Source organism: Streptomyces sp. NPDC005803, assembly GCF_040630435.1.
Lineage (GTDB): Bacteria > Actinomycetota > Actinomycetes > Streptomycetales > Streptomycetaceae > Streptomyces.
Map to the genome: position 1 here is coordinate 133,371 of NZ_JBEXXO010000009.1, position 21,929 is coordinate 155,299.

Sequence of the window (21,929 nt, forward strand, 5' to 3'; positions counted from 1 at the left end):
AAGGAAACGTTCGCAATCCGGTTCGGACCTCACTGCGTCCCAGAATCCATGAACCTGCGCGCTTCCGACTGCGACGTGCTCACCGTCCCCGGCTGCGATGTCCGCCTCGTCGTCTACACGGTGGCCGCTGGCTCCGCCGACGCGGAGAAACTGGAGTTCCTGCGCGTCACCAACGGAGTCCCCGCCGACGGCTCCTCACTGGCCATCCGGCGGGCCAGCAAGGGCCAGACCTCGCCGACCACGCGGGTAATCACAGAATGATCCACACCGAACCAGCAGGCCAGCACGTCGTGATGGTGTCCCCCTATCCGAGCAGGGTCATGGCCGTAGCGATTTCGCGATCTGGTGCATTGTCAGTGCCCGTTCATACCCTGATGAGTTATGGCGAACGGCGTGTGGCACACCGGCTATCACATCAAGATCGAGTTAACGCATGCGGATCTCGGACACCCGGACCGTCCCGGTCTGCTCGACGAGATCGCCGTGCCGATCGAGCGGCGCGACCGTGAGCTGCTGCAGTGTTTGCAGCATCACGACACCGGCATCTGCCGAGCCGAAGAAGAGGACCGGTCCCCCTGGATGACGATCCGTCGGCGCACCGTCGACGGGGTCACGACCCTGGTGGCCGCGCATTTGCCGGTACGCACGAAACCGACAGCTGATGAGACCGACAAGCACAAGGCTCTCAAGGAGCGGATCGCGCGTGCCGCGCACCGCCAGGGCCTCTCAGCGCAGATTGAGGCCCGCAGCACGGACGGGAAGGTACGCAACGACGTCCTGGTGTCGGGCAGTGCAGGGCGCGTCGGATGGGAGGTGCAGTACTCGCCGATCACAGCATCGACAGTTCGACGGCGTTCAACTGCCGCCGCGGACCGCGGGATCATGCCCTTATGGGTGACCAACGATGACCGGGCGGCGCTGATCGACCGGGCACCCTGGGTGCGGGTCGATGATTGGCCCTGGCGCGACATCGCCTCCGAACGCACGATGCTCGTACGCGGCGGAGTACGGCATCTACAGGACTGGGCCTGCACACCAGCCGCCCAAAGACCCTGCCCCCTCAACGGCACTTCGTGCGGGGGCCTGCACGTAGCCTGGACCCTGCCGGCCCTATGCCTGCCGCCCAAGCCACACACCCAAGTCGACGCCCTCGTCGCGGCCAGCGCCGAGGGCGACTACGTGCCCATGAAGATCCCCGCCCAGCACTACCCCCGGGCTTCGACACGACTGTGGGCACCGACAGCCGACCGGGACCGCTGGCGCAACATCATCGGCGAGGACGAACCACTGCCCGACGCCGACCCCCCGGCGGAAGCAGGTCTGACGTTCACCGAAGAGGACCTCGACTCCACCTGCCGCTACGGCGAGGACACCCGCGTCTTCGACGACCGACGACCACGCCGCGATCACGCGGACGCATCCGGCCTGCACACCTTCCCCGAAGTACCCCAGCGGATATTCCGCATCCCCCGACAACCTCAGCGCCTCAACGTCGGCCCCGAGCAGCGCGCCGAGGCAGCACAGCGCTACGGCTGTCCCATCTGGCACGTCGGTCCGTGCGCCGGTTGCGGTGCACCCATTCATCGCTACGGACCGGGCTCAGCGCACGCCTGCGCCGCCTGCTCACAGCGCGTGCGCTAGGCGGTGGTGCCTCATCAGCGTGTGGTCGCCTCGGGCCCCGGCAGGAGTCCTCCCGATGTCCGTCACAGCGGACCAGTGGCGGCCGGAGGGCGCTGTTCCGTAGACGGGCCACGCAACACGTCTCGTCCGAACGAACGTCCTCTCCGGGCGCTCGGAATTGCCGTGGAAGTTAAGGGCATTGTCTCCGGGGCAACACACCCGGGAACCGAGGGAGGTCCACATGCACCAGACCCTCAACGAGCGGCAGCAGGCCGTGCTCGACTGGGTGGGCCAAGGGTCTCCCGACGGAGTCTGGTCGGACAGCGCATACAAGGTCAGCGCTCAGGCCCTGCAGAACCGCGGGCTGATCAAAATCTCCAAACGCGGCGGACGTTGGAGTGCCCACCTCACCGACAAAGGCCGACAGGATCTCACCGGCCGCGGCATCCGCCCTACGGAGCGCAACGCCGAGCCGACGCAGCGGCCCGGCCGAAAACCGCCACCGCCACCGCCACCGCCCCCGCCCCCGCCGAAGACAGTGCCGAAGGCCCGTACGAACTACGCGGACCAACTCCTCGAAGAACTGGCCGCGAACGATGGTTGCCTCATCAAGCCCCTCGAATCCGGCCCGCACACCGTGAATTGGGCGTCACGGGTCAGCGCCGCCCGCAAGTCCGGCAAGATCCCCCACACACAGGAGCTCTACGGATACCGCACGCACCGCGGCTATGAAATCAAGCTCGTCGACATCCCCGCCTGGCGGCTTGCCGAACTCACTCCACTTCTCGTTCCGGCCAGACTCACCAAACCCCACTCCGTCGTGGCCGCTCTCCAAAAACAGCCGCAGCCCATGGGCCTGACAAAACTCGTTCAAGGCCGAGCCTTGCGCATCATCCAAGCCCTCATCACCGCCACCGAAACACAAGGCCACAAGGCAGCGCTCGGCACCACCCAGGGCACTCCCCCACCCCATCGGCGCCGCAAAGCACCAGGGCACTTCACCATCACCGCCCAAGGCGAAAGCGTCGGATTCCTCGTCCTCCAGGAACAGGACCGCAGCGAACACGTCCCCACCGACAAGGAACTCGCCGAAGCCAAGAAGTACTCCTGGATGCGCATCGCCCGCTTCGACTACACGCCCTCGAACCGTCTTCGCTTCATCCTCCGCGGCGGCTCCCCGCACCGCGCCAGTGAATGGGCTGATCTCCCCGACCGACCATTGGAAGACCAACTCGCCGAGATCGCGCAGGAAATCGGCCTTCGTGGCGAAGCCGCGGAACGCAAACGCCGAGCGGATCAGCTAGCCCGAGAGGCGGAGCAACGGCGCTGGGAAGCCGCCATGCAAGAAGCCCGCGCCGCGTACGCCCATAGCTATCGCGTCAAACACCTCGGAGAACAGGCGGACGCCTGGCACGAGACCAAGCGGCTGACCGAATACGTCACAGCAGTGCGCGACCAAGCCACATCGCTGCCGCCTGGGCAGGAAAAGACCGAGATCGAGGCGTGGCTCGCCTTCGCGGATGCCCGCCTGCAACACCTCACCGCGACCGCCGCAGCGCCGAAGCTGCCCTCCCCACCGAAGCCCAGCAGCGACGACCTCAAGCCGTTCCTCGGCCATTGGAGCCCTTACGGACCCCGCTCCCACTGAGCCCCAAACCAGACAATAAAGGACAGCCCTTCACCAAGGGGCGGCAAAGAAGGGCCCCAACAAACCTCACCCGACGCACCGCCACCTGCACTAACGGCGGCCTGACGGGCCATCAGAACGTGCGTCAAACGTGCGTCAGAAGGGCCTCACGTGCGTCGAACATGCGTCAAGATATCGCCCGTAACGCACACAACGCACATAATGCACACGCGCTAAAACAGCAGGTCAGCGGCCTTTTTCAGCAGGCTCAAGGATGGCGACGCATTCGACATGATGGGTCATCGGGAACAAATCGAACGCCCGCAGCGTCCGCACCTTGTACCCGCCCTCCGCGAAGTACGCCAGGTCCCGCGCCAGCGCCGCCGGGTCGCAGGCCACGTACGCGATCTTGCGTGCCCCAAGCCCCGTCAGGCGCTTGACGACCTGCTTGCCGGCACCCGCGCGCGGCGGGTCCAGGACGATCAGGTCGCATTCCGTGATGCCGGTGCGCGGCAGGATCTGGTCGACCTTGCCGTGCTCGATGCGGACCCGGTCCAGGTCCTTGAGGTTGTGGCGGGCGTCCTCGACCGCGCGCTTGCCGGACTCGATGCCGAGCACCGCGCCCTTCTCGCCGATGCGCTGGCCGATCGCGCCGGCGAACAGGCCGACGCCGCAGTAGAGGTCGAGCGCCATGTCGTTCTTGCGGGGCAGCAGGCCCTGCATGACCGCGCGGACCAGGGTGTCGGCCGCCTGCGGGTGGACCTGCCAGAAGCCGCCGGAGCCGACGCGGTAGGTGCGGTCGTCGGCGCGCTCGCGGACGAAGCCGCGGCCGTGGACGCGGTGCACACCGCCGTCGCGCTCGTCGACGCGCAGGACCGAGACGGGCTTGTCGAGCTCGACCAGCGGAAGGCGGCCGCCCTCGCGGGGGGTGAGGATGACCTGGCGGTCGTGGGAGCCGGTGGCGGCGATGGCCTCCACCGTGGCCATCTGGGGCCAGTCCTGCTTCTCGATGCCGAGCTCGGTCACGCCGGGCGCGGCGATCATGCACTGGTCGATGATCTCGATGTCGTGCGAGCGGTGCTTGCGCAGGCCGACGCGGCCGTCCTCGTCGATGGCGTACTGGACGCGGGTGCGCCAGGCGGGCACCTCGCCCGGCGGGAGCTTGTCGCCCTCGGCCGGCATGACGGTGCCGTCCCAGCCCGCCTCTTCGGGGGTCAGGCCCGCGAGGCGCTGGAGCTGTTCGGCGATCACCTCGCCCTTGAGCCGGCGCTGGGCGCCCGGCTTGGCGTGCTGCCAGTCGCAGCCGCCGCACTTGCCGGGGCCGGCGAAGGGGCACGGGGCCTTCACCCGGTCCTTGGACTCCTCGATGATCCGTACCGCGTCGGCGCGCAGGAAGCGGGAGTCGGTGGCGCCGTCGGTCACCCGGGCGACGACCTTCTCGCCGGGCAGCGTGTGGCGTACGAACAGGACCTGGCCACCGGAGGTGCGGGCGATGCAGTGGCCGCCGTGGGCGACCGGGCCGACCTCCACCTCGTACTCCTGGCCGACCAGGGACTCCCCCGCCTGCGTCTCCTCTGCCTGCGATTCCCCGGTCTGCGGCGAAGTGGATTCGTTCTGCATGAGGGGGTGGCTCCAGAGATCAAAGGGAAACGGGAAACGGGACGCGGGGCGCCGAGGCGGCGCGCGCGAAGGTGAGCGGCCGGACAACAACCTACGAGTCTACGTGGGTGTCGTCCGGCCGCTTACCAGGAACGGATACCGCAGGAGCGGCTACCGCGCGTCAGCCTTTGTGCGTCGGCTCCTTGTGCTTGCGCTCCACGGGGCCGCGGCGCACCGAACCGGGGGCGATCCAGTCCGCGCGCCTGCGGGCCCGCTTCTTGGCCGCTTCGGAGGACTCCAGCTGGTACGGGACGGAGGTGACCATCACACCGGGGGTGAAGAGCAGGCGGCCCTTGAGCCTGAGGGCGCTCTGGTTGTGGAGCAGGTGCTCGTACCAGTGGCCGACGACGTACTCCGGGATGTAGACGCTCACGACGTCGCGCGGGCTCTCCCGGCGCAGGCTCTTGACGTAGTCGATGACCGGGCGGGTCACCTCTCGGTACGGGGAGTCGAGGATCTTCAGCGGGACGTTGATGCCGCGCCGCTCCCAGTCCTCCTTGAGCGCCTTCGTCTCGGCCGGGTCGACGCTGATGGAGAGCGCCTCCAGGTGGTCCGTGCGGATCAGCTTCGCGTACGCGAGCGCGCGCAGGGTGGGGCGGTGGAGTTTGGAGACCAGGACGATCGAGTGGACCCGGGAGGGCCGGATGGTCTCGTCCGAGGGGGTCTCGTCGGCGGCGATCTCCGCGGCGACCCGGTCGTAGTGCTTACGGATCGCGGTCATCGTGCCGTAGAAGATCACCATGCCGAGCAGCGCGACCCAGGCGCCGTGGGTGAACTTGGTGGCGAGGACGACGACGAGCACCAGGCCGGTGAAGAAGGCGCCGAAGGTGTTGATCGCGCGGGAGCGGATCATGTGGCGGCGCTTGACCGGGTCCTTCTCCGCGCGCAGGTGCCGGTTCCAGTGCCGCACCATGCCGGTCTGGCTGAGCGTGAAGGAGACGAACACCCCGACGATGTAGAGCTGGATCAGCCGGGTCGAGTCGGCCCCGTAGATCCAGACCAGCAGGATCGCGGCGCCGGCCAGCAGCACGATGCCGTTGGAGAAGGCGAGCCGGTCGCCGCGGGTGTGCAGCTGGCGGGGGAGGTAGCGGTCCTGGGCCAGGATCGAGCCCAGCAGCGGGAAGCCGTTGTACGCCGTGTTGGCGGCCAGGAAGAGGACGAGGGCGGTGGCCGCGGCGAGGATCACGAAGAAGAACGTGCCGTCACCGAAGACGGCGGCCGCGACCTGGGAGATCACCGGGTCCTGGACGAAGCCCGCACCGACCGGGGAGCCGTTGTTGATGAGGTCCTTCGCCGGGTTCTCGGCCATCTTGACGTCGGTGGCCATGGCCAGCCCGATGATGCCGCAGAACATGGTGACGGCCAGCAGGCCCATCATCGCGAGGGTGGTGGCGGCGTTCTTGCTCTTGGGCTTGCGGAACGCCGGGACGCCGTTGCTGATGGCCTCGACACCGGTCAGGGCCGCACAGCCGGAGGAGAACGCGCGCAGCAGCAGGAAGACCAGGGCGAAGCCCGCCAGGCCCTGGTGCTCGGCCTTGATCGTGTAGCCGGAGGTCGGGGCGTGCATGGTGTCGCCCAGGACCAGTCCGCGGAAGGCGCCCCACGCGATCATGATGAAGACGCCGGCCACGAACAGGTAGGTGGGGATGGCGAAGAGCTTGCCGGACTCCTTGACGCCGCGCAGGTTCATCAGCGTCAGCAGCACGATGGCGGCGATGGCGCACGCCGTCTTGTGTTCGACGACGAACGGGATCGCGGAGCCGAGGTTCTCCACCCCGGAGGCGATGGACACGGCGACGGTCAGGACGTAGTCGACCAGCAGTGCGCTGGCCACGGTCAGTCCGGCCTTCGGTCCGAGGTTGGTGGTGGCGACCTCGTAGTCGCCGCCGCCGCTCGGGTACGCGTGCACGTTCTGCCGGTAGGAGGCGACGACCGTGAACATCAGGACCACGACGGCGACCGCGATCCACGGGCTGAAGTGGTACGCCGACACGCCCGCGATGGACAGCACCAGGAGGACTTCTCCGGGTGCGTACGCCACCGAGGACAGCGGGTCGGATGCGAAGACGGGAAGGGCGATGCGCTTGGGGAGGAGCGTCTCCCCCAGTTTGTCGCTGCGCAGGGCCCGGCCGATCAGGATCCGTTTGGGCACGTCGGTCAGTTTGGACACGCTGAGGATCGTAAGGGTTCCGCGTGGGAGCGGCCCACGCACCACCCCCATGGCCCCGCAATCTCCTGCACTCGGCGGGAAAAGCCACGGAATCCTTAACGGAATCCTTGCACCGCGACCCTCGGATGCGGCGCGCATGCCCGTTGCGGCACTTCGGGGAACGCCGCCTTTGCCACAGTGCCCCCGCGATGAGCACACTCGAATGAGGCAACGCACCCGGCGCCGCTTAAGCTCATCCTGGGCAACGGGACGAACCGTTGCCCCATTGTTTGCCCGGCCAGCCGAGGAATGAGTGTGAGCAGGGTGTTTTCGCAGGTCAGCCGGACGACCAGGACTGCGAGGTAGGCGCAAGGTGCACATCGTCATCATGGGCTGCGGGCGAGTGGGGGCCGCTCTCGCGCAGACCCTGGAGCAGCAGGGGCACACGGTCGCCGTCATCGACCAGGACCCCACGGCGTTCCGGCGCCTCGGATCCGGCTTCGGCGGCCGTCGCGTCACGGGTGTCGGCTTCGACCAGGACACTCTTCGCGAGTCGGGGATCGAGGAAGCCGGCGCGTTCGCCGCGGTGAGCAGCGGCGACAACTCGAACATCATCGCGGCCCGCGTGGCGCGCGAGATGTTCGGCATCGAGAACGTCGCGGCCAGGATCTACGACCCCCGGCGTGCCGAGGTGTACCAGCGCCTCGGCATCCCCACGGTCGCCACCGTGCGCTGGACCGCGGACCAGATGCTGCGCCGGCTGCTGCCTTCGGGCGCCGAGCCGCTGTGGCGGGATCCGAGCGGCGGTGTGCAGCTCGCCGAGGTGCACACCACACCGTCGTGGATCGGCCACAAGATCAGCACCCTGCAGGAGGAGACGGGCGTGCGTGTGGCCTTCCTCACCCGGTTGGGCGAAGCCATACTGCCGTCCTCGCAGACGGTGCTGCAGGAGGGCGACCTCGTCCACGTGATGATGCGTACGGACGAGATCGCGAAGGTCGAGGCGGCCTTCGCCGAGGGCCCTGAGGAGGGCGGTCACTGATGCGTGTCGCGATTGCCGGGGCCGGCGCGGTGGGCCGTTCCATCGCGGCTGAGCTGCTGGAGAACGGGCACGAGGTGCTGCTCGTCGACAAGGCGCCGACCGCCATCTCGGTGGAGCGGGTGCCGATGGCCGAGTGGCTGCTCGCGGACGCCTGCGAGATCACCTCCCTGGACGAGGCGGCGCTGCAGCGGTGCAACGTCGTGATCGCGGCGACCGGCGACGACAAGGTGAACCTGGTCGTCTCGCTGCTCGCCAAGACGGAGTACGGCGTGCCGCGCGTCGTCGCCCGGGTGAACAACCCGAAGAACGAGTGGCTGTTCAACGAGTCCTGGGGCGTCGACGTGGCGGTCTCCACGCCGCGTCTGATGTCGGCACTCGTCGAGGAGGCGGTGAGCGTCGGCGATCTGGTCCGGCTGCTGCGCTTCAGCCACGGCGACGCGAACCTGGTCGAGCTGACGCTGCCACCTGAGTCGGCGCTGGCGGGCACCCAGGTCGGGGAGGTCGCCTGGCCGGAGGACACCTCGCTGGTCACGATCATCCGCGGGCAACGCGTACTGACGCCGAGCTCCGAGGAGTCCCTGGAGGCCGGGGACGAGTTGCTGTTCGTCGCGGCCCAGGCACGCGAGGAGCAGCTGGAGGACCTGCTGTCGGTGCGCCGGGGCGACCCGGAGAACTGACGGACGTGGGAGGGGCCCGGGACCGCCGATGGCGGTGCCGGGCCCCTCCCCTGTGGTGTGCCGGTTCCTCAGTACTCCTGGCCGCGGGCCGCTTCGGCGGCGGCCGCCTTACGGGCCTTCTCGGCCTGCTCCTCGGCCTCCATCTCGGCGAAGACGTCGATGGGCGGCGGCGCCTTGGCGAGGAAGACCCAGGTGAGATAGACCGCCAGCAGGAACGGCGGGATCTTCAGGGCGATCAGGACCCAGCCGAACTGGGTGGTGTCGGCCCACCAGTACAGCGGGAAGAGGATCGCGCACTTGGCGAGCAGGATCAGTCCCCAGGCGTAGCTGGCCTTGGCGTAGGCCTTCTTGCGGCCGGGGTTCCGGGTGCGCCAGGAGAGGTTCTCCTTGAACACCGGGCCCAGGATGAGTCCGATCAGCGGAAGGCCCGCGAGCGTGGTGACCAGGTAGGCGAGCGCCAGCCCGAGCGTGTAGATCATGCCCGGGAGGTAGAAGTCCTTGGCGTTGCCCGTCATCTTCGCGAAGACGACGCCGAAGGCCACACCGAAGACACCGCTGAAGGCGTGCTTGACGGTGTCCTTGCGGATCAGCCGGACGGCCACGAGCACCAGCGACACCGCGACGGCCGCGATGGCCGAATTGGTGAGGTTCTTGTCGATGGTGAAGATGGTGACGAAGAGCAGTCCGGGAAGGACCGTCTCCACCATGCCCCGGATGCCGCCGAAGGCCTCGAAGAGCGCGGCCTCGGTGACCGCCTTCGCGTCGGCCTCCTGCTGGTCGGTGGTGCGGTCCGTGTCGGACGTCGGCTTGTCGAGAGACGTCACCGGCTACTCCTTGCCGAGCGGTCGGAGTTCGTATTTGGGATTGAACAGCACCCGGCGCCCGTGGCTCATGGAGATGCGGCCGGAGGCGATGAGCTTGCGGCCCGGCTCGATGCCCACGATGGAGCGGCGGCCGAGCCAGACCACGTCCAGCGGCGCGGTGCCGTCGAAGAGCTCCGCCTCGAGGGCGGGCACTCCGGCGCGCGGTCGCAGGGTGACCGTCCGCAAGGTACCAGTGACCTTCACGATCTGGCGGTCGGTGCACTCGGAGATCCGGGTGCATCCCGACGCCTGTGAGTCCTCCTCCAGCTCCTCGCACTCCAGGTCCTCCTGGGAGCTGGAGAGCCGGTCGAGCATGCGCCGGAAGCGCCCGGAGGGCCGCTCGGCCTTCTGGGACTTCTCGGATCGGGGAACAGCACTCATACCCGAAGGGTACCGGTCTCCCGGAGTCCTGAAGGGTGGCCGCCATCTCACTCGAACGGGTTACGCGGGACCCGGCCGCCGGGCCCTCAGGCGCGCTCGAAGCGGTAGCCCATCCCGGGTTCGGTGACGAAGTGCCGGGGGTGCGAGGGGTCGGCCTCCAGCTTGCGCCTCAGCTGGGCCATGTAGACCCGCAGGTAGTTGGTCTCGGTGCCGTACGAGGGCCCCCAGACCTCCTGGAGCAGCTGTTTCTGGCTGACCAGCCGGCCGCTGTTGCGGACCAGGACCTCCAGCAGGTGCCACTCGGTGGGGGTGAGCCGTACGTCGCGCCCGTCGCGGTGGACCTTCTTGGCGGCGAGGTCGACGGTGAAGCCCTCGGTCTCGACGAGCCCGAGCTCGTCGCCGCCGTCCTGGCCGACGGGCTCGGCGCGTCGCACCGAGGCGCGCAGCCGGGCCAGCAGTTCGTCCATGCCGAACGGTTTGGTGACGTAGTCGTCGGCCCCGGCGTCCAGTGCCTCGACCTTCTCGTCGGAGGTGTGCCGGGCGGAGAGCACCAGGATCGGCACCCGGGTCCAGCCGCGCAGGCCCCTGATCACCTCGACGCCGTCCATGTCCGGAAGCCCCAGGTCCAGGATGACGACGTCGGGGTGGCGGGCGGCGGCCAGCTGGAGCGCGGTGGCCCCGTCGGGCGCCGCGTCCACCTCGTACTTGCGCGCCTTCAGGTTGATCACGAGGGCGCGTACGATCTGCGGCTCGTCGTCGACCACAAGCACCCGGGTCATCGCGGTCCTGCCTTTCTGCTGTACGTGGATCGGAACGTCTGTGCTGTCCGGGGGCGGAGGAGCCCGCCGCTCATGAGGTGACCCGTTCGGGCAGGCCGGGGCCGGCCGGTGCGTGTCCGGCGGCCGCCTTGAGGGTCAGGACCATGGTGAGGCCTCCGCCGGGGGTGTCCTCGGCGTCCAGCGTGCCGCCCATGGACTCGACGAAGCCGCGGGCCACGGCGAGGCCCAGGCCCACTCCCGCGCCGCGTGGGGCGTCCCCGTAGCGCTGGAAGGGCTCGAAGATGCGTTCCTTGGCCTCGTCGGGGACGCCTCGGCCGCCGTCGGCCACGCGGAGCTCGACCCGGGCGCCGAGGGCGCTGGCGGCCACGGTGACCCGGTCGCCGTCGGGGCTGTACTTGACGGCGTTCTCCACGATGTTGGCGACGGCCCGCTCCAGCAGCCCGGGGTCGACGGCGACCATGGGCAGCGTTTCGGGGATGTCCAGCTCGACGCTGTCCTCGGGGACGCCGCCGAGGGCCATGGGCACGACCTCGTCGAGGTCGATCTCGCGGATCAGCGGCGTGACGGTGCCGGTCTGCAGCCGGGACATGTCGAGGAGGTTGCCGACGAGGTGGTCGAGGCGGTCGGCGCCGTTCTCGATGCCTTCGAGGAGTTCGGCCTCGTCGTCGTCGGACCAGGCGACGTCGTCGGAGCGCAGCGAGCTGACGGCGGCCTTGATGGCAGCCAGCGGGGTCCGCAGGTCGTGGCTGACGGCGGCCAGCAGCGCGGTCCTGATCCTGTTGCCCTCGGCGAGCCTGCGGGCCTCCTCGGCCTCGCCCACGAGGCGCTGGCGGTCCAGGACGACGGCGGCCTGGGCGGCGAACGCGCCGAGCACGCGGCGGTCCTCGGCGGGCAGCACCCGGCCGGAGAGGGCCAGGGCCATGTGGTCGCCGACGGGCATGTCCACATCGGCGTCCTCGGGCCGGGCGACCGGTGCCGGGCCGACGCTGCCCGCGCACGTCCACGGGTCGACGTCGCTCCGCCGCTCCAGCAGGGCGACGGACTCCATCGCGAACGTCTCGCGGACGCGGTCCAGGAGCGCCGCCAGCGTGGTCTCGCCGCGGAGCACGCTGCCGGCCAGGAAGGAGAGGATTTCGGACTCGGCGCGCAGTCGGGCGGCCTGATGGGTGCGGCGGGCCGCGAGGTCGACGACGGAGGCCACCGCGACCGCGACCGCGAAGAAGATCACGATGGCGACGAAGTTCTCGGGGTCCTGCACGGTCAGAGTGTGGGTGGGCGGGGTGAACCAGTAGTTCAGCAGGAAGGAGCCCACGGCGGCGGACGCGAGCGCGGGCCGCAGTCCGCCGAGCAGGGCCGCGGCGACGGTCATGAAGAGGAAGAGCAGGACGTCGTTGGCGAGCCCGGGGCCGTTCTCCATGCCCATGAGGAGCAGGGAGAGGAGTGCCGGTCCGCCCACGCCGGCGAGCCAGCCCCAGATGATGCGGGCGCGGCCGAGCCGGGCGCCGCGGGCGATGGGCAGGCCCCGGCCCTTGGCGACCTCGTCGTGGGTGACGATGTGGACGTCGAGATCGGTGCCGGACTCGCGGGCGACGGTGGCGCCGACGCCCGGTCCGTAGATGTACTGCCAGGCCTTGCGGCGGCTGGAGCCGAGGACGATCTGGGTGGCGTTGACGCCCCGGGCGAACTCGAGGAGCGCGGAGGGTATGTCGTCGCCGATGACGTGGTGGAACGTGCCGCCGAGGTCCTCGACGAGCGTGCGCTGGACGGTCAGCTCCTTGGGCGAGGCCGACGTCAGTCCGTCGCTGCGGGCGATGTAGACGGCGAGGATCTCGCTGCCGGAGCCCTTGGCCGCCATCCGGGAGGCGCGGCGGATCAGGGTGCGGCCCTCGGGGCCGCCGGTGAGTCCGACGACGATGCGTTCGCGGGCCTGCCAGGTGGTGCGGATGTTGTGCTCGCCCCGGTACTGCTGGAGGTACTCGTCGACCCGGTCGGCGACCCAGAGGAGGGCCAGCTCGCGCAGGGCGGTGAGGTTGCCGGGGCGGAAGTAGTTGGAGAGCGAGGCGTCGATCCGGTCCGGCTTGTAGATGTTGCCGTGGGCCATCCGCCGGCGCAGGGCCTGGGGTGACATGTCGACCAGTTCGAGCTGGTCGGCGCGGCGGACCACTTCGTCGGGCACGGTCTCGCGCTGGCGTACGCCGGTTATGGACTCGACGACGTCCCCGAGGGACTCCAGGTGCTGGATGTTGACGGTGGACACCACGTCGATGCCGGCCTGGAGGAGCTCTTCGACGTCCTGCCAGCGCTTGGCGTTGCGGGAGCCCGGCACATTGGTGTGCGCGAGTTCGTCCACGAGGGCGACGGCCGGGGCCCGCTCCAGGACGGCGTCGACGTCCATCTCGGTGAAGACGGCGGAGCGGTACTCGATCTCGCGGCGCCGGATCTGCTCCAGGCCGTGCAGCATGACCTCGGTGCGGGGCCGGTCATGGTGCTCGACGAAGCCGACGACGCAGTCGGTGCCCCGCTCCACCCGGCGGTGCGCCTCGGAGAGCATCGCGTACGTCTTGCCGACGCCGGGTGCCGCACCGAGGTAGATCCGAAGTTTGCCGCGCGCCATGGCCCCATCGTCTTTCCGAAGCCGGCTGCCTTCGCTGAGACCGGCGGCGGCCGGTGCGGCTGCCACCGTCGAAACTACCTCGCGGATTTCCGGCATATCGGGCGGGGGGGTGCGGGTGTGGTCCGTATTGACGTTTTTCTGATGCCCTGGCCGCGGGCCTCGGATGCCTGGTCAGTGCTCGATGATGTGCCCGTCGCTGAGTTCCAGCACCCGGTCGGCGAGCCCGAGCAGCTGGGCGTCGTGGGTGGCGACGAGTGCGGTGACGCCCTCGCTGTGGACGACGGCCCGCAGCAGCCGCATCACCGCGAGGCCGGTCTCCGCGTCCAGCTGTCCGGTGGGCTCGTCCGCGATCAGCAGGGCGGGCCGGTTGGCGAGCGCGCGGGCGATCGCCACGCGCTGCTGCTGGCCGCCGGAGAGCTCGCCGGGGCGCTGGGCGGCATGGTCGGCGAGGCCGACCAGGGACAGGAGCAGCGACACGCGCTCCTCGCGCTCGTGCGGGTCGGCCTTGCGCAGCCGCATGGGCACGCCGACGTTCTCCGCCGCGGTCAGGATCGGGATCAGGCCGAACGACTGGAAGATGAAGCCGACGCGGTCGCGGCGCAGCTCCAGGAGCCCGTTCTCGCCGAGCGAGGACAGGTCAGTGCCGTCCACGGTGATCCGGCCGCTGTCGGGGCTGTCGAGGCCGCCGACCAGGTTGAGCAGGGTCGTCTTGCCGGAGCCGGACCGCCCCTTGAGGGCGACGAGCTCACCGCGGGGCACCTCGAAGGACACGCCGCGCAGCGCGTGCACGGCTCCGGCGCCGGAGCCGTAGGAGCGGTGCAGGTCCTCGATCCGGACCATCGGCCGGTCGGCGACGGCCGTGCCGTTCTCCCCGCCGGTGTCCGTGGCGGCGGTGCTCTCGGTCATGTCGCTCCCCGTGTGTCGGTCCTGTCGGCCGCCAGTATGTGCACGCGGCCGGGGACCCGGCAATGCCCGGGTCCGGCTGTGGTGGCCTGACCCGGGCGTCCGGTGCGTTCAGCGCGGTCCGGCGTCGTTCGCGAGCTCGCGCAGCGCGATGTTGAGCTGGAGGACGTTGACGCGCGGTTCGCCGGCGAAGCCGAGGACGCGGCCGTCGGTGTGCTGGTCGACGAGCTCCGCGACCTGGGCGGCATCGAGGTGGTTGCGCGCGGCCACGCGGTTGACCTGGAGCTGGGCGTAGGCCGGGGAGATGTCCGGGTCGAGGCCCGATCCGGAGGAGGTGACGGCGTCGGCCGGTACCTGGGAGGGGCTGACGGGGTGGCCGGGGACGGAGTTGTCCTTGACGACGGCGGCCTTGGCGGCGGTGATCCGGTCGATGAGTTCGTCGTTGTCGCCGGAGCGGTTGGTCGCGCCGGAGAGGATGAGCGAGTACTGGGTGTTGACGCTGTTGGCGCCGAGGCCGTCGGAGGGGCGGGGCTGGAACCACCTGAGGTCGGGGGCCGCGCTCGTGCGGCCCTTCTCCAGGGGCAGGTCGTAGCGCTGGCCGATGAGGGCGGAGCCGACGACCTCGCCGTCCGCCGTGACCTCGGAGCCGTTGGCGCGGCCGGGCATGAGTCCCTGGGCGATGCCGGTGACGGCGAGCGGGTAGACGACGCCGCAGACCAGGGTCAGGACGAGCAGGGCGCGCAGTCCCGCCCAGAGCGGCCGGGCGGAGTTTCCTACGAAGTTGTTCATGGCAGGTCAGCCGATTCCGGGGATGAGGGAGATGATCAGGTCGATGATCTTGATGCCGATGAAGGGGGCGACCAGGCCGCCGAGCCCGTAGACGCCGAGGTTGCGCCGGAGCATCGAGTCGGCGCCGCTGGGCCGGTAGCGGACGCCCCTCAGGGCGAGCGGCACCAGCGCGACGATGATCAGCGCGTTGAAGATCACGGCGGCGAGGATCGCGGACCGCGGCGAGGACAGGTCCATGATGTTGAGCTTGTCCAGGCCCGGGTAGACCGCGGCGAACATCGCGGGAATGATCGCGAAGTACTTCGCGACGTCGTTGGCGAGGGAGAACGTCGTCAGTGCGCCCCGGGTGATCAGCAGCTGTTTGCCGATCTCCACGATCTCGATCAGCTTGGTCGGGTCGGAGTCCAGGTCCACCATGTTCCCGGCCTCCTTGGCGGCCGAGGTTCCGGTGTTCATGGCCACGCCGACATCGGCCTGGGCGAGCGCCGGGGCGTCGTTCGTGCCGTCGCCGGTCATCGCGACGAGCTTGCCGCCCGCCTGCTCCCGCCTGATGAGGGCCATCTTGTCCTCGGGCGTGGCCTCGGCGAGGAAGTCGTCGACGCCGGCCTCCTCGGCGATGGCCTGGGCGGTGAGCGGGTTGTCGCCGGTGATCATGACCGTACGGATGCCCATCCGGCGCAGTTCGCCGAACCGCGCCCGCATGCCCTCCTTGACGACGTCCTTGAGGTGGACGACACCCAGGACCCGGGCGCCGTCCGCGTCCTGGCGGGCCACCAGCAACGGGGTGCCGCCGGCCGCGGAGACGCGGTCGGTGAGGGCGCGGGCGTCCGCGGAGACGCTGCCGCCCCGGTCCTGCACCCAGGCGACGACCGATCCGCTCGCGCCCTTGCGGATCCGGTGTCCGTCGGTGTCCACGCCCGACATACGGGTCTGGGCGGTGAAGGCGATCCATTCGGCGTGCGCGAGCTCGCCCGGGTGCCGCTCGCGCAGGCCGTACTTCTCCTTGGCGAGGATCACCACGGACCGGCCCTCGGGCGTCTCGTCGGCCAGCGAGGAGAGCTGGGCGGCGTCCGCCAGTTCGGCCTCCGTCACGCCGGCGACCGGCAGGAACTCCGCCGCCTGGCGGTTGCCGAGGGTGATGGTGCCGGTCTTGTCGAGCAGCAGCGTCGACACGTCACCGGCGGCCTCGACGGCCCGGCCGGACAGGGCGAGCACGTTGCGCTGGACGAGGCGGTCCATGCCGGCGATGCCGATCGCGGAGAGCAGCGCGCCGATGGTGGTCGGGATCAGACAGACCAGCAGAGCGGCCAGCACGATCATGGACTGCTCGCCGCCGGCGTAGATCGCGAACGGCTGCAGGGTGACCACGACGAGCAGGAAGACGACGGTGAGGGACGCCAGGAGGATGTTCAGCGCGATCTCGTTGGGTGTCTTCTGCCGGGCCGCGCCCTCGACCAGGGCGATCATCCGGTCGATGAAGGTCTCTCCGGGCTTGGTGGTGATCTTGACGACGACACGGTCGGAGAGCACCTTCGTACCGCCGGTGACGGCACTGCGGTCGCCGCCGGACTCCCGGATGACCGGCGCCGACTCTCCGGTGATCGCGGACTCGTCGACGCTGGCGACGCCCTCGACGACGTCCCCGTCGCCCGGGACGATGTCGCCGGCCTCGCAGACGACCAGATCGCCGATGCGCAGCTCGGTACCGGAGACGAGCTCCTCGTCCGGGCCGGCGATCCGGCGGGCGACGGTCTCGGTCCTGGCCTTGCGCAGGGTGTCGGCCTGGGCCTTGCCGCGGCCTTCGGCGACCGCCTCCGCCAGGTTGGCGAAAATCGTCGTCAGCCACAGCCACAGCGCGATCGCCCAGCCGAACCAGTCGGTCGGGTCCAGCGCCGCGAGCACGGTGGTGAGCACCGCGCCGACCAGCACCACGAACATGACCGGCGCCTTCACCATCACCCGGGGGTCGAGCTTGCGTAGCGCGTCGGGGAAGGAGGCGAGCAGCATCCGGGGATCGAACAGCCCGGCGCCGACGCGCCCCTGGGGAGCGGGCCCGGCCGGGGCGTCCTGGTGCGGTGCGCGGGCCGGAGTGAGTGTGGACATCGCGTCCTCTTGCTTCGTACGGACGGTCATGACGCCAGCCCCTCGGCCAGCGGACCCAGGGCGAGGGCCGGGAAGTAGGTCAGACCGGCGATGATCATGATGGTGGCGACCAGCAGCCCGCTGAAGAGCGGCTTGTGGGTGCCGAGGGTGCCGACGGTCGCCGGCAGGGGCCGCTGCTCGGCGAGCGAGCCGGCCAGGGCCAGGACGAACACCATGGGCAGGAACCGGCCGAGCAGCATCGCGAGCCCGATCGTGGTGTTGAACCACGGGGTGTCGGCGTTGAGCCCGGCGAACGCCGAACCGTTGTTGTTGGCGCCGGATGTGTAGGCGTAGAGGATCTCCGAGAAGCCGTGCGCGCCCGAGTTGGTCATCGAGTCGCCCGGTGTGGGCAGGGCCATCGCGACGGCGGTGAAGCTGAGCACGAGCGCCGGGGTGATCAGGATGAAACAGGCGGCGAGCTTGATCTCGCGGGTGCCGATCTTCTTCCCCAGGTACTCCGGCGTACGGCCGACCATGAGGCCGGCGAGGAACACCGCGATGACCGCCATGATCAGCATCCCGTAGAGGCCGGAGCCGGTGCCGCCGGGCGCGATCTCGCCGAGCTGCATGCCGAGCATCGTGATGCCGCCGCCGAGTCCGGTGAACGAGGAGTGGAACGAGTTGACCGCACCGGTCGAGGTGAGGGTGGTGGCCACCGCGAAGATCGACGAGCCGCCGACACCGAACCGGTTCTCCTTGCCCTCCATCGCCCCGCCCGCGATGTCGAACGCGGGCCCGTGAGGGGCGAACTCGGTCCACATCATCAGCGCGGTGAACCCGAGCCAGATGACGCCCATGGTGGCGAGGATCGCGTACCCCTGCTTGAGCGAGCCGACCATGCGGCCGAAGGTGCGCGTCAGGGCGAACGGGATGACCAGGATCAGGAAGATCTCGAAGAGGTTGGAGAGCCCGTCGGGATTTTCGAAGGGGTGGGCCGAGTTGGCGTTGAAGTAGCCGCCGCCGTTCGTCCCCAGCTCCTTGATGGCCTCCTGGGAGGCGACGGCGCCGCCGTTCCACTGCTGCGCGCCGCCCGAGAACTGGCCGACCTCGTGGATGCCGGAGAAGTTCTGGATCGCTCCGCAGGCGACCAGCACGAGCGCGCCGATCACCGCGATCGGCAGCAGGATCCGCACCGTGCCGCGCACCAGGTCGGCCCAGAAGTTGCCGAGTTCACCGCCTCGGGTGGCGGCGAACCCGCGGACGAGGGCCACCGCGACGGCGATGCCGACGGCGGCCGAGACGAAGTTCTGCACGGCGAGACCGCCGGTCTGCACGACGTGGCCCATGGCCTGCTCGCCGTAGTACGACTGCCAGTTGGTGTTCGCGACGAACGAGACGGCCGTGTTGAACGCCTGGTCGGGGTCGATCGAGGAGAAGCCGAGCGAACCGGGCAGGGAGCCCTGGAGCCGCTGCAGCAGATACAGGAAGAGGACGCTCACGGCGGAGAAGGCGAGAACACCGCGCAGATAGGCGGGCCAGCGCATCTGCGTGTTCGGATCGGCGCCGACGGCCTTGTACATCCACGTCTCCACCCGCAGATGGCGGGGGGAGGTGTAGACGCGGGCCATGTGGTCACCGAGCGGGCGGTACGCCAGACCCAGCGCCACGACGAGCGCGAGTACCTGGAGCACGCCGGCGAGGACGGGGCTCATGACGGGCTCAGAACCTCTCCGGGTACAGAAGGGCGAGGACGAGGTAGCCCAGCAGGGCTGCGGCCACGACGAGGCCGGCCACGTTTTCCGCGGTCACAGCTTCGCCACCCCCTTGGCGATGAGTGCCACCAGCGCGAAGGCCGCGATCGTGGTGACGACGAAGGCCATGTCGGCCATCGGGTGCTCCTGGATGAGGTGCGGATGTCTCGGACCTCATGAGCAAACCTCCCGTCAGCACCCCTGTGACCTGCGTTGATGCCTTCCTTACGGGGACGGGCGCGGCCTTGACGGCGCCTGTACGTGCCCGATACGCGCCCCATACGGCGCCCACGCGAAAGCCGGTGGCCCGCACCCCCGTCAAGGGGTGCGGGCCACCGGCCGGTGCTTACGGGGTGCGGGTCAGCGCACCTCGGTGATCTCGGGGCCGCGCTGGAGGCCCGCCATGCCACCGGAGAACTTCGAGCCCTCCTGCTCCTCCTGCTGGACGCCCTCGGGAACCATCTGGGCGTCGTTGGGGAGCTTGAGGACGATCGGGTCGCGCGGGGCCATCGGGCCCTCGCCGCGGACGACCACGGTGTCCCGGAAGACCGTCTCCAGGAGACCTGCTGCCTCCGGCTGCACGGCGCCCTGGCCGGAGATCACTCCGCGCAGGAACCAGCGAGGTCCGTCGACCCCGACGAAGCGGACCATCTGGACGCCGTTCGTCCCGTCCGGGAGCTGTACGGGGACCTGCGCGCGCAGCTCCCAGCCCAGCGGGCCCTCGACCTCGTCGATGATGCCGCCCTGCTGGGTGATGCCGGAGGCGATCTCCTCGCGGACCTCGCCCCAGATGCCCTCCTTCTTGGGGGCGGCGAAGGCCTGCAGCTGGATCGCGCTGTCGCGCAGCACGACCGTGGCGGCGACGATCGCGTCACCGGCGACCTCTACGCGCAGCTCCATGCCCTCGACACCGGGCACGAAGATGCCGCCCAGGTCGACCCGGCCCTCGCCGGGCTGGGAGACCTCTTCGATGTCCCACGGCCCGTCGGGCCGGGGGGCCGGCGGAAGGTTCGTCCGGCGCGATCCGCTCCCCGCGTCATCGAGCTCGTCGACGACCTGCTCGGCCTCGCGCGCTTCGTCCGCCGTGTCATCGGCGGAACCACTGTTCTTGCGACGTCCGAACACGTCACTTTCCTTCCCGGTCGGATTCGACCGAAGCGTAGCCGTTCCCGCCCTGGGGAACCCCGCCCCGGACGCCATCAACATCAACGGCGGCATGGCCGCCGGTGGACCCGAAGCCCCCTTCGGCCCGCGCCGAACCGGGAAGCTCCGACACTTCGTGGAAGCGCACCTTCTCGACCTGCTGCACGACCAGTTGGGCAATCCGGTCGAACCGCTCGAACCGCACGGACTCGCGCGGGTCGAGATTGACGACGATCACCTTGATCTCTCCACGGTACCCGGCATCCACCGTCCCCGGGGCATTCACGAGGGCGACTCCGCAGCGTGCGGCAAGGCCGGATCGCGGGTGCACGAACGCGGCGTACCCGTCCGGCAGGGCGATCGAAACCCCGGTCGGCAGCACGGCCCGCTCGCCGGGCGCCAGCTCGGCGGCCTCGGTGGTGACCAGATCGGCTCCGGCGTCGCCCGGGTGTCCGTACGCCGGAATCGGCACGTCCGGGTCGACCCGGCGGATCAGGACGTCGACGGGGTGGCGCATCAGGGGTTCACCTCGAAGGCGCGGGCCCGCTTGACCTGGTCGGGGTCGGCCATCGCCGCCTTGATCTCGGCCGGGCGGCCGTTGTCGATGAAGTGATCGACCTTGACCTCGATGAACAGGGCCTCGGCGCGGACCGCGACGGGCCCGTCCGGCCCGCCGATCCGGCCGGTCGCCCGGGAGTAGATCTTGCGGCCGTGCACGGCGGTGATCTCGGCGTCCAGGAACAGCACGGTGTCCACCGGCACGGGGCGGACGAAGTCGGTCTCCAGCCGTCCGGTCACCGCGATCACGCGCAGCAGCCAGTTCAGCGAGCCGAGCGTCTCGTCCAGCGCGGTGGCCAGCACCCCGCCGTGGGCGAGCCCCGGGGCACCCTGGTGGGCGGCCTGCACGGTGAACTCGGCGGTGACGCCGACGCCCTCGCCGGCCCGCGCCTGGAGGTGCAGCCCGTGCGGCTGTCCGCCACCGCAGCCGAAACAGTGTTCGTAGTGCGCGCCGAGCAGCTCGCCGGGTGCCGGGGCGTCGGGATGCCGGACCGGTTTCACCGCGTCGGCCGGCGGCTTCAGGGCCGCAGATGTTCCACTCACAGGCGCAGACCTTACCCGCGCGGCTACCCGCGGGTCGCGCCGTGCCAAGCTTGGGTTCATGCAGCCTTCCACCCCGCCGTTCGACGAACGTCTCACCGCACCCCGTTCGTGGTGGCTGATCGCCGCCCTGGTCGGCGTCGCCTGCGCGCTGATGCTCCTGCCGCTGGGCACCCTGCCGCTGCTCGCCGGCCTGGCGGGCGGCACCGTCCTGTCCGCGGTGGCGGTGAGCTCGTACGGCTCCGCGCGGATCCGGGTGGTGGCCGGCGCCCTCGTCGCGGGCGACGCGCGGATCCCCGTGTCGGCGCTCGGGGAGGCCGAGGTGCTGGACGCCGAGGAGGCGCGCGCCTGGCGCTCGCACAAGGCGGACACCCGGGCCTTCATGCTGCTGCGCAGCTACATCCCCACGGCGCTGCGCGTGGAGGTCACGGATCCCGAGGACCCGACTCCGTACGTCTATCTGTCGACGCGTGAGCCGCAGGCGCTGGCCGCGGCCCTCAAGGCCGCGGCCCCGGCGGCCTGACGTCCGGGACTCCGGCCGGTCCGCGGGGGGCGTGGAGCGGTTCTGGAGCCCCCTGCCGCCGCAGGAGGCCCTGGGGTCCTTCGTTCGGGTGAGCCCAGCACGGTCCGGCGGAAGCCGCCCTAAGGGCTTCCCGTCATCCCTGGTGGATCAGCGCGCGGCGTCAGATGCGGTGCATCGCAAGGCGGAGGAGCGTCCGCATACTGGATGTATTCGGGCGTTCCGACAACGC

The 21,929-nt window shown here is 70.0% G+C and carries 19 protein-coding genes and 1 pseudogene; 6 read left to right on the plus strand and 14 right to left on the minus strand.

Annotation, left to right across the window (positions count from 1 at the left end; all coding sequences use genetic code 11):
• Positions 1 to 66 precede the first annotated feature (66 nt).
• The 3 genes and pseudogenes from ABZ454_RS15260 to ABZ454_RS15270 all read left to right on the plus strand — a co-directional run.
• Positions 67 to 261 (plus strand): annotated as a pseudogene (locus ABZ454_RS15260) (hypothetical protein); the annotation flags it as partial.
• A 120-nt stretch (positions 262 to 381) separates the two neighbouring features.
• A complete protein-coding gene (locus ABZ454_RS15265) occupies positions 382 to 1,641 on the plus strand; it encodes a hypothetical protein (RefSeq protein ID WP_359538223.1) in 1,260 nt (419 codons plus the stop codon).
• A gap of 220 nt (positions 1,642 to 1,861) precedes the next feature.
• Positions 1,862 to 3,268: a hypothetical protein gene (locus ABZ454_RS15270; RefSeq protein WP_359538224.1), complete on the plus strand. Its 1,407-nt coding sequence runs from the start codon at positions 1,862 to 1,864 to the stop codon at positions 3,266 to 3,268.
• A gap of 225 nt (positions 3,269 to 3,493) precedes the next feature.
• Here the strand turns inward: ABZ454_RS15270 and ABZ454_RS15275 are convergent, their stop codons facing one another.
• Both ABZ454_RS15275 and ABZ454_RS15280 read right to left on the minus strand, forming a co-directional pair.
• A complete protein-coding gene (locus tag ABZ454_RS15275) occupies positions 3,494 to 4,867 on the minus strand; it encodes a TRAM domain-containing protein (RefSeq protein WP_359538225.1) in 1,374 nt (457 codons plus the stop codon).
• Between the two features lie 160 nt (positions 4,868 to 5,027).
• The gene (locus ABZ454_RS15280; protein ID WP_356318320.1) at positions 5,028 to 7,076 is read right to left on the minus strand and encodes an APC family permease; all 2,049 of its coding nucleotides are present in this window, start codon (positions 7,074 to 7,076) and stop codon (positions 5,028 to 5,030) included.
• Between the two features lie 352 nt (positions 7,077 to 7,428).
• On the opposite strand from ABZ454_RS15280, the gene ABZ454_RS15285 reads away from it, so the two are divergent.
• Entirely contained in the window at positions 7,429 to 8,097 is a 669-nt protein-coding gene (locus ABZ454_RS15285; RefSeq protein ID WP_018105404.1) for a TrkA family potassium uptake protein, read from the plus strand.
• Positions 8,097 to 8,774: a TrkA family potassium uptake protein gene (locus ABZ454_RS15290; protein WP_356318318.1), complete on the plus strand. Its 678-nt coding sequence runs from the start codon at positions 8,097 to 8,099 to the stop codon at positions 8,772 to 8,774. Before ABZ454_RS15285 ends, ABZ454_RS15290 begins: the two co-directional genes overlap by 1 nt.
• A 68-nt stretch (positions 8,775 to 8,842) precedes the next feature.
• Here ABZ454_RS15290 and ABZ454_RS15295 read toward each other — a convergent pair whose 3' ends face one another.
• The 12 genes from ABZ454_RS15295 to ABZ454_RS15350 all read right to left on the minus strand — a co-directional run bounded on the left by ABZ454_RS15295 (position 8,843) and on the right by ABZ454_RS15350 (position 21,180).
• Positions 8,843 to 9,598 carry a DUF3159 domain-containing protein gene (locus tag ABZ454_RS15295; protein ID WP_356318316.1) on the minus strand — a complete coding sequence of 252 codons (756 nt, stop codon included), beginning with the start codon at positions 9,596 to 9,598 and terminating at the stop codon, positions 8,843 to 8,845.
• A 3-nt stretch (positions 9,599 to 9,601) separates the two neighbouring features.
• Positions 9,602 to 10,018, minus strand: coding sequence for an OB-fold nucleic acid binding domain-containing protein (locus ABZ454_RS15300; protein ID WP_356318314.1), 417 nt, complete (start codon positions 10,016 to 10,018; stop codon positions 9,602 to 9,604).
• An 86-nt stretch (positions 10,019 to 10,104) separates the two neighbouring features.
• Positions 10,105 to 10,797, minus strand: a complete 693-nt coding sequence (locus ABZ454_RS15305; RefSeq protein ID WP_359538227.1) for a response regulator — start codon at positions 10,795 to 10,797, stop codon at positions 10,105 to 10,107.
• A gap of 70 nt (positions 10,798 to 10,867) precedes the next feature.
• Entirely contained in the window at positions 10,868 to 13,411 is a 2,544-nt protein-coding gene (locus ABZ454_RS15310; protein ID WP_356318310.1) for a sensor histidine kinase KdpD, read from the minus strand.
• 171 nt (positions 13,412 to 13,582) lie between these two features.
• Entirely contained in the window at positions 13,583 to 14,317 is a 735-nt protein-coding gene (locus tag ABZ454_RS15315; RefSeq protein WP_359538228.1) for an ABC transporter ATP-binding protein, read from the minus strand.
• Positions 14,318 to 14,425: 108 nt separating this feature from the next.
• The gene (locus ABZ454_RS15320; RefSeq protein ID WP_359538229.1) at positions 14,426 to 15,103 is read right to left on the minus strand and encodes a potassium-transporting ATPase subunit C; all 678 of its coding nucleotides are present in this window, start codon (positions 15,101 to 15,103) and stop codon (positions 14,426 to 14,428) included.
• 6 nt (positions 15,104 to 15,109) lie between these two features.
• Positions 15,110 to 17,236 carry a potassium-transporting ATPase subunit KdpB gene (kdpB, locus tag ABZ454_RS15325; RefSeq protein WP_359538230.1) on the minus strand — a complete coding sequence of 709 codons (2,127 nt, stop codon included), beginning with the start codon at positions 17,234 to 17,236 and terminating at the stop codon, positions 15,110 to 15,112.
• Positions 17,233 to 18,897 carry a potassium-transporting ATPase subunit KdpA gene (gene kdpA / locus ABZ454_RS15330; protein ID WP_359538232.1) on the minus strand — a complete coding sequence of 555 codons (1,665 nt, stop codon included), beginning with the start codon at positions 18,895 to 18,897 and terminating at the stop codon, positions 17,233 to 17,235. The genes kdpB and kdpA overlap by 4 nt, the downstream gene beginning before the upstream one ends.
• A 7-nt stretch (positions 18,898 to 18,904) precedes the next feature.
• Entirely contained in the window at positions 18,905 to 18,994 is a 90-nt protein-coding gene (gene kdpF, locus ABZ454_RS15335) for a K(+)-transporting ATPase subunit F (RefSeq protein WP_356318299.1), read from the minus strand.
• A 302-nt stretch (positions 18,995 to 19,296) separates the two neighbouring features.
• A complete protein-coding gene (locus ABZ454_RS15340; protein WP_356318297.1) occupies positions 19,297 to 20,061 on the minus strand; it encodes a DUF3710 domain-containing protein in 765 nt (254 codons plus the stop codon).
• A 1-nt stretch (position 20,062) separates the two neighbouring features.
• A complete protein-coding gene (gene dut, locus ABZ454_RS15345; protein ID WP_356318295.1) occupies positions 20,063 to 20,596 on the minus strand; it encodes a dUTP diphosphatase in 534 nt (177 codons plus the stop codon).
• Positions 20,596 to 21,180: a PaaI family thioesterase gene (locus ABZ454_RS15350; protein WP_359538236.1), complete on the minus strand. Its 585-nt coding sequence runs from the start codon at positions 21,178 to 21,180 to the stop codon at positions 20,596 to 20,598. Before ABZ454_RS15350 ends, dut begins: the two co-directional genes overlap by 1 nt.
• 58 nt (positions 21,181 to 21,238) lie before the next feature.
• Between ABZ454_RS15350 and ABZ454_RS15355 the strand changes: the two genes are divergently transcribed.
• On the plus strand, positions 21,239 to 21,700 hold the full coding sequence (locus ABZ454_RS15355) for a DUF3093 domain-containing protein (protein WP_356318291.1): 462 nt from the start codon (positions 21,239 to 21,241) through the stop codon (positions 21,698 to 21,700).
• Positions 21,701 to 21,929: the final 229 nt, after the last annotated feature.

Coding starts and splice junctions, on each gene's coding strand:
- ABZ454_RS15265 (WP_359538223.1), top strand. CDS start 382: ATGGCGAACGGCGTGTGGCACACCGGCTATCACATCAAGATCGAGTTA.
- ABZ454_RS15270 (WP_359538224.1), top strand. CDS start 1,862: ATGCACCAGACCCTCAACGAGCGGCAGCAGGCCGTGCTCGACTGGGTG.
- ABZ454_RS15275 (WP_359538225.1), bottom strand. CDS start 4,867: ATGCAGAACGAATCCACTTCGCCGCAGACCGGGGAATCGCAGGCAGAG.
- ABZ454_RS15290 (WP_356318318.1), top strand. CDS start 8,097: ATGCGTGTCGCGATTGCCGGGGCCGGCGCGGTGGGCCGTTCCATCGCG.
- ABZ454_RS15300 (WP_356318314.1), bottom strand. CDS start 10,018: ATGAGTGCTGTTCCCCGATCCGAGAAGTCCCAGAAGGCCGAGCGGCCC.
- ABZ454_RS15305 (WP_359538227.1), bottom strand. CDS start 10,797: ATGACCCGGGTGCTTGTGGTCGACGACGAGCCGCAGATCGTACGCGCC.
- ABZ454_RS15310 (WP_356318310.1), bottom strand. CDS start 13,411: ATGGCGCGCGGCAAACTTCGGATCTACCTCGGTGCGGCACCCGGCGTC.
- ABZ454_RS15315 (WP_359538228.1), bottom strand. CDS start 14,317: ATGACCGAGAGCACCGCCGCCACGGACACCGGCGGGGAGAACGGCACG.
- ABZ454_RS15320 (WP_359538229.1), bottom strand. CDS start 15,103: ATGAACAACTTCGTAGGAAACTCCGCCCGGCCGCTCTGGGCGGGACTG.
- kdpB (WP_359538230.1), bottom strand. CDS start 17,236: ATGACCGTCCGTACGAAGCAAGAGGACGCGATGTCCACACTCACTCCG.
- kdpA (WP_359538232.1), bottom strand. CDS start 18,897: ATGAGCCCCGTCCTCGCCGGCGTGCTCCAGGTACTCGCGCTCGTCGTG.
- dut (WP_356318295.1), bottom strand. CDS start 20,596: ATGCGCCACCCCGTCGACGTCCTGATCCGCCGGGTCGACCCGGACGTG.
- ABZ454_RS15355 (WP_356318291.1), top strand. CDS start 21,239: ATGCAGCCTTCCACCCCGCCGTTCGACGAACGTCTCACCGCACCCCGT.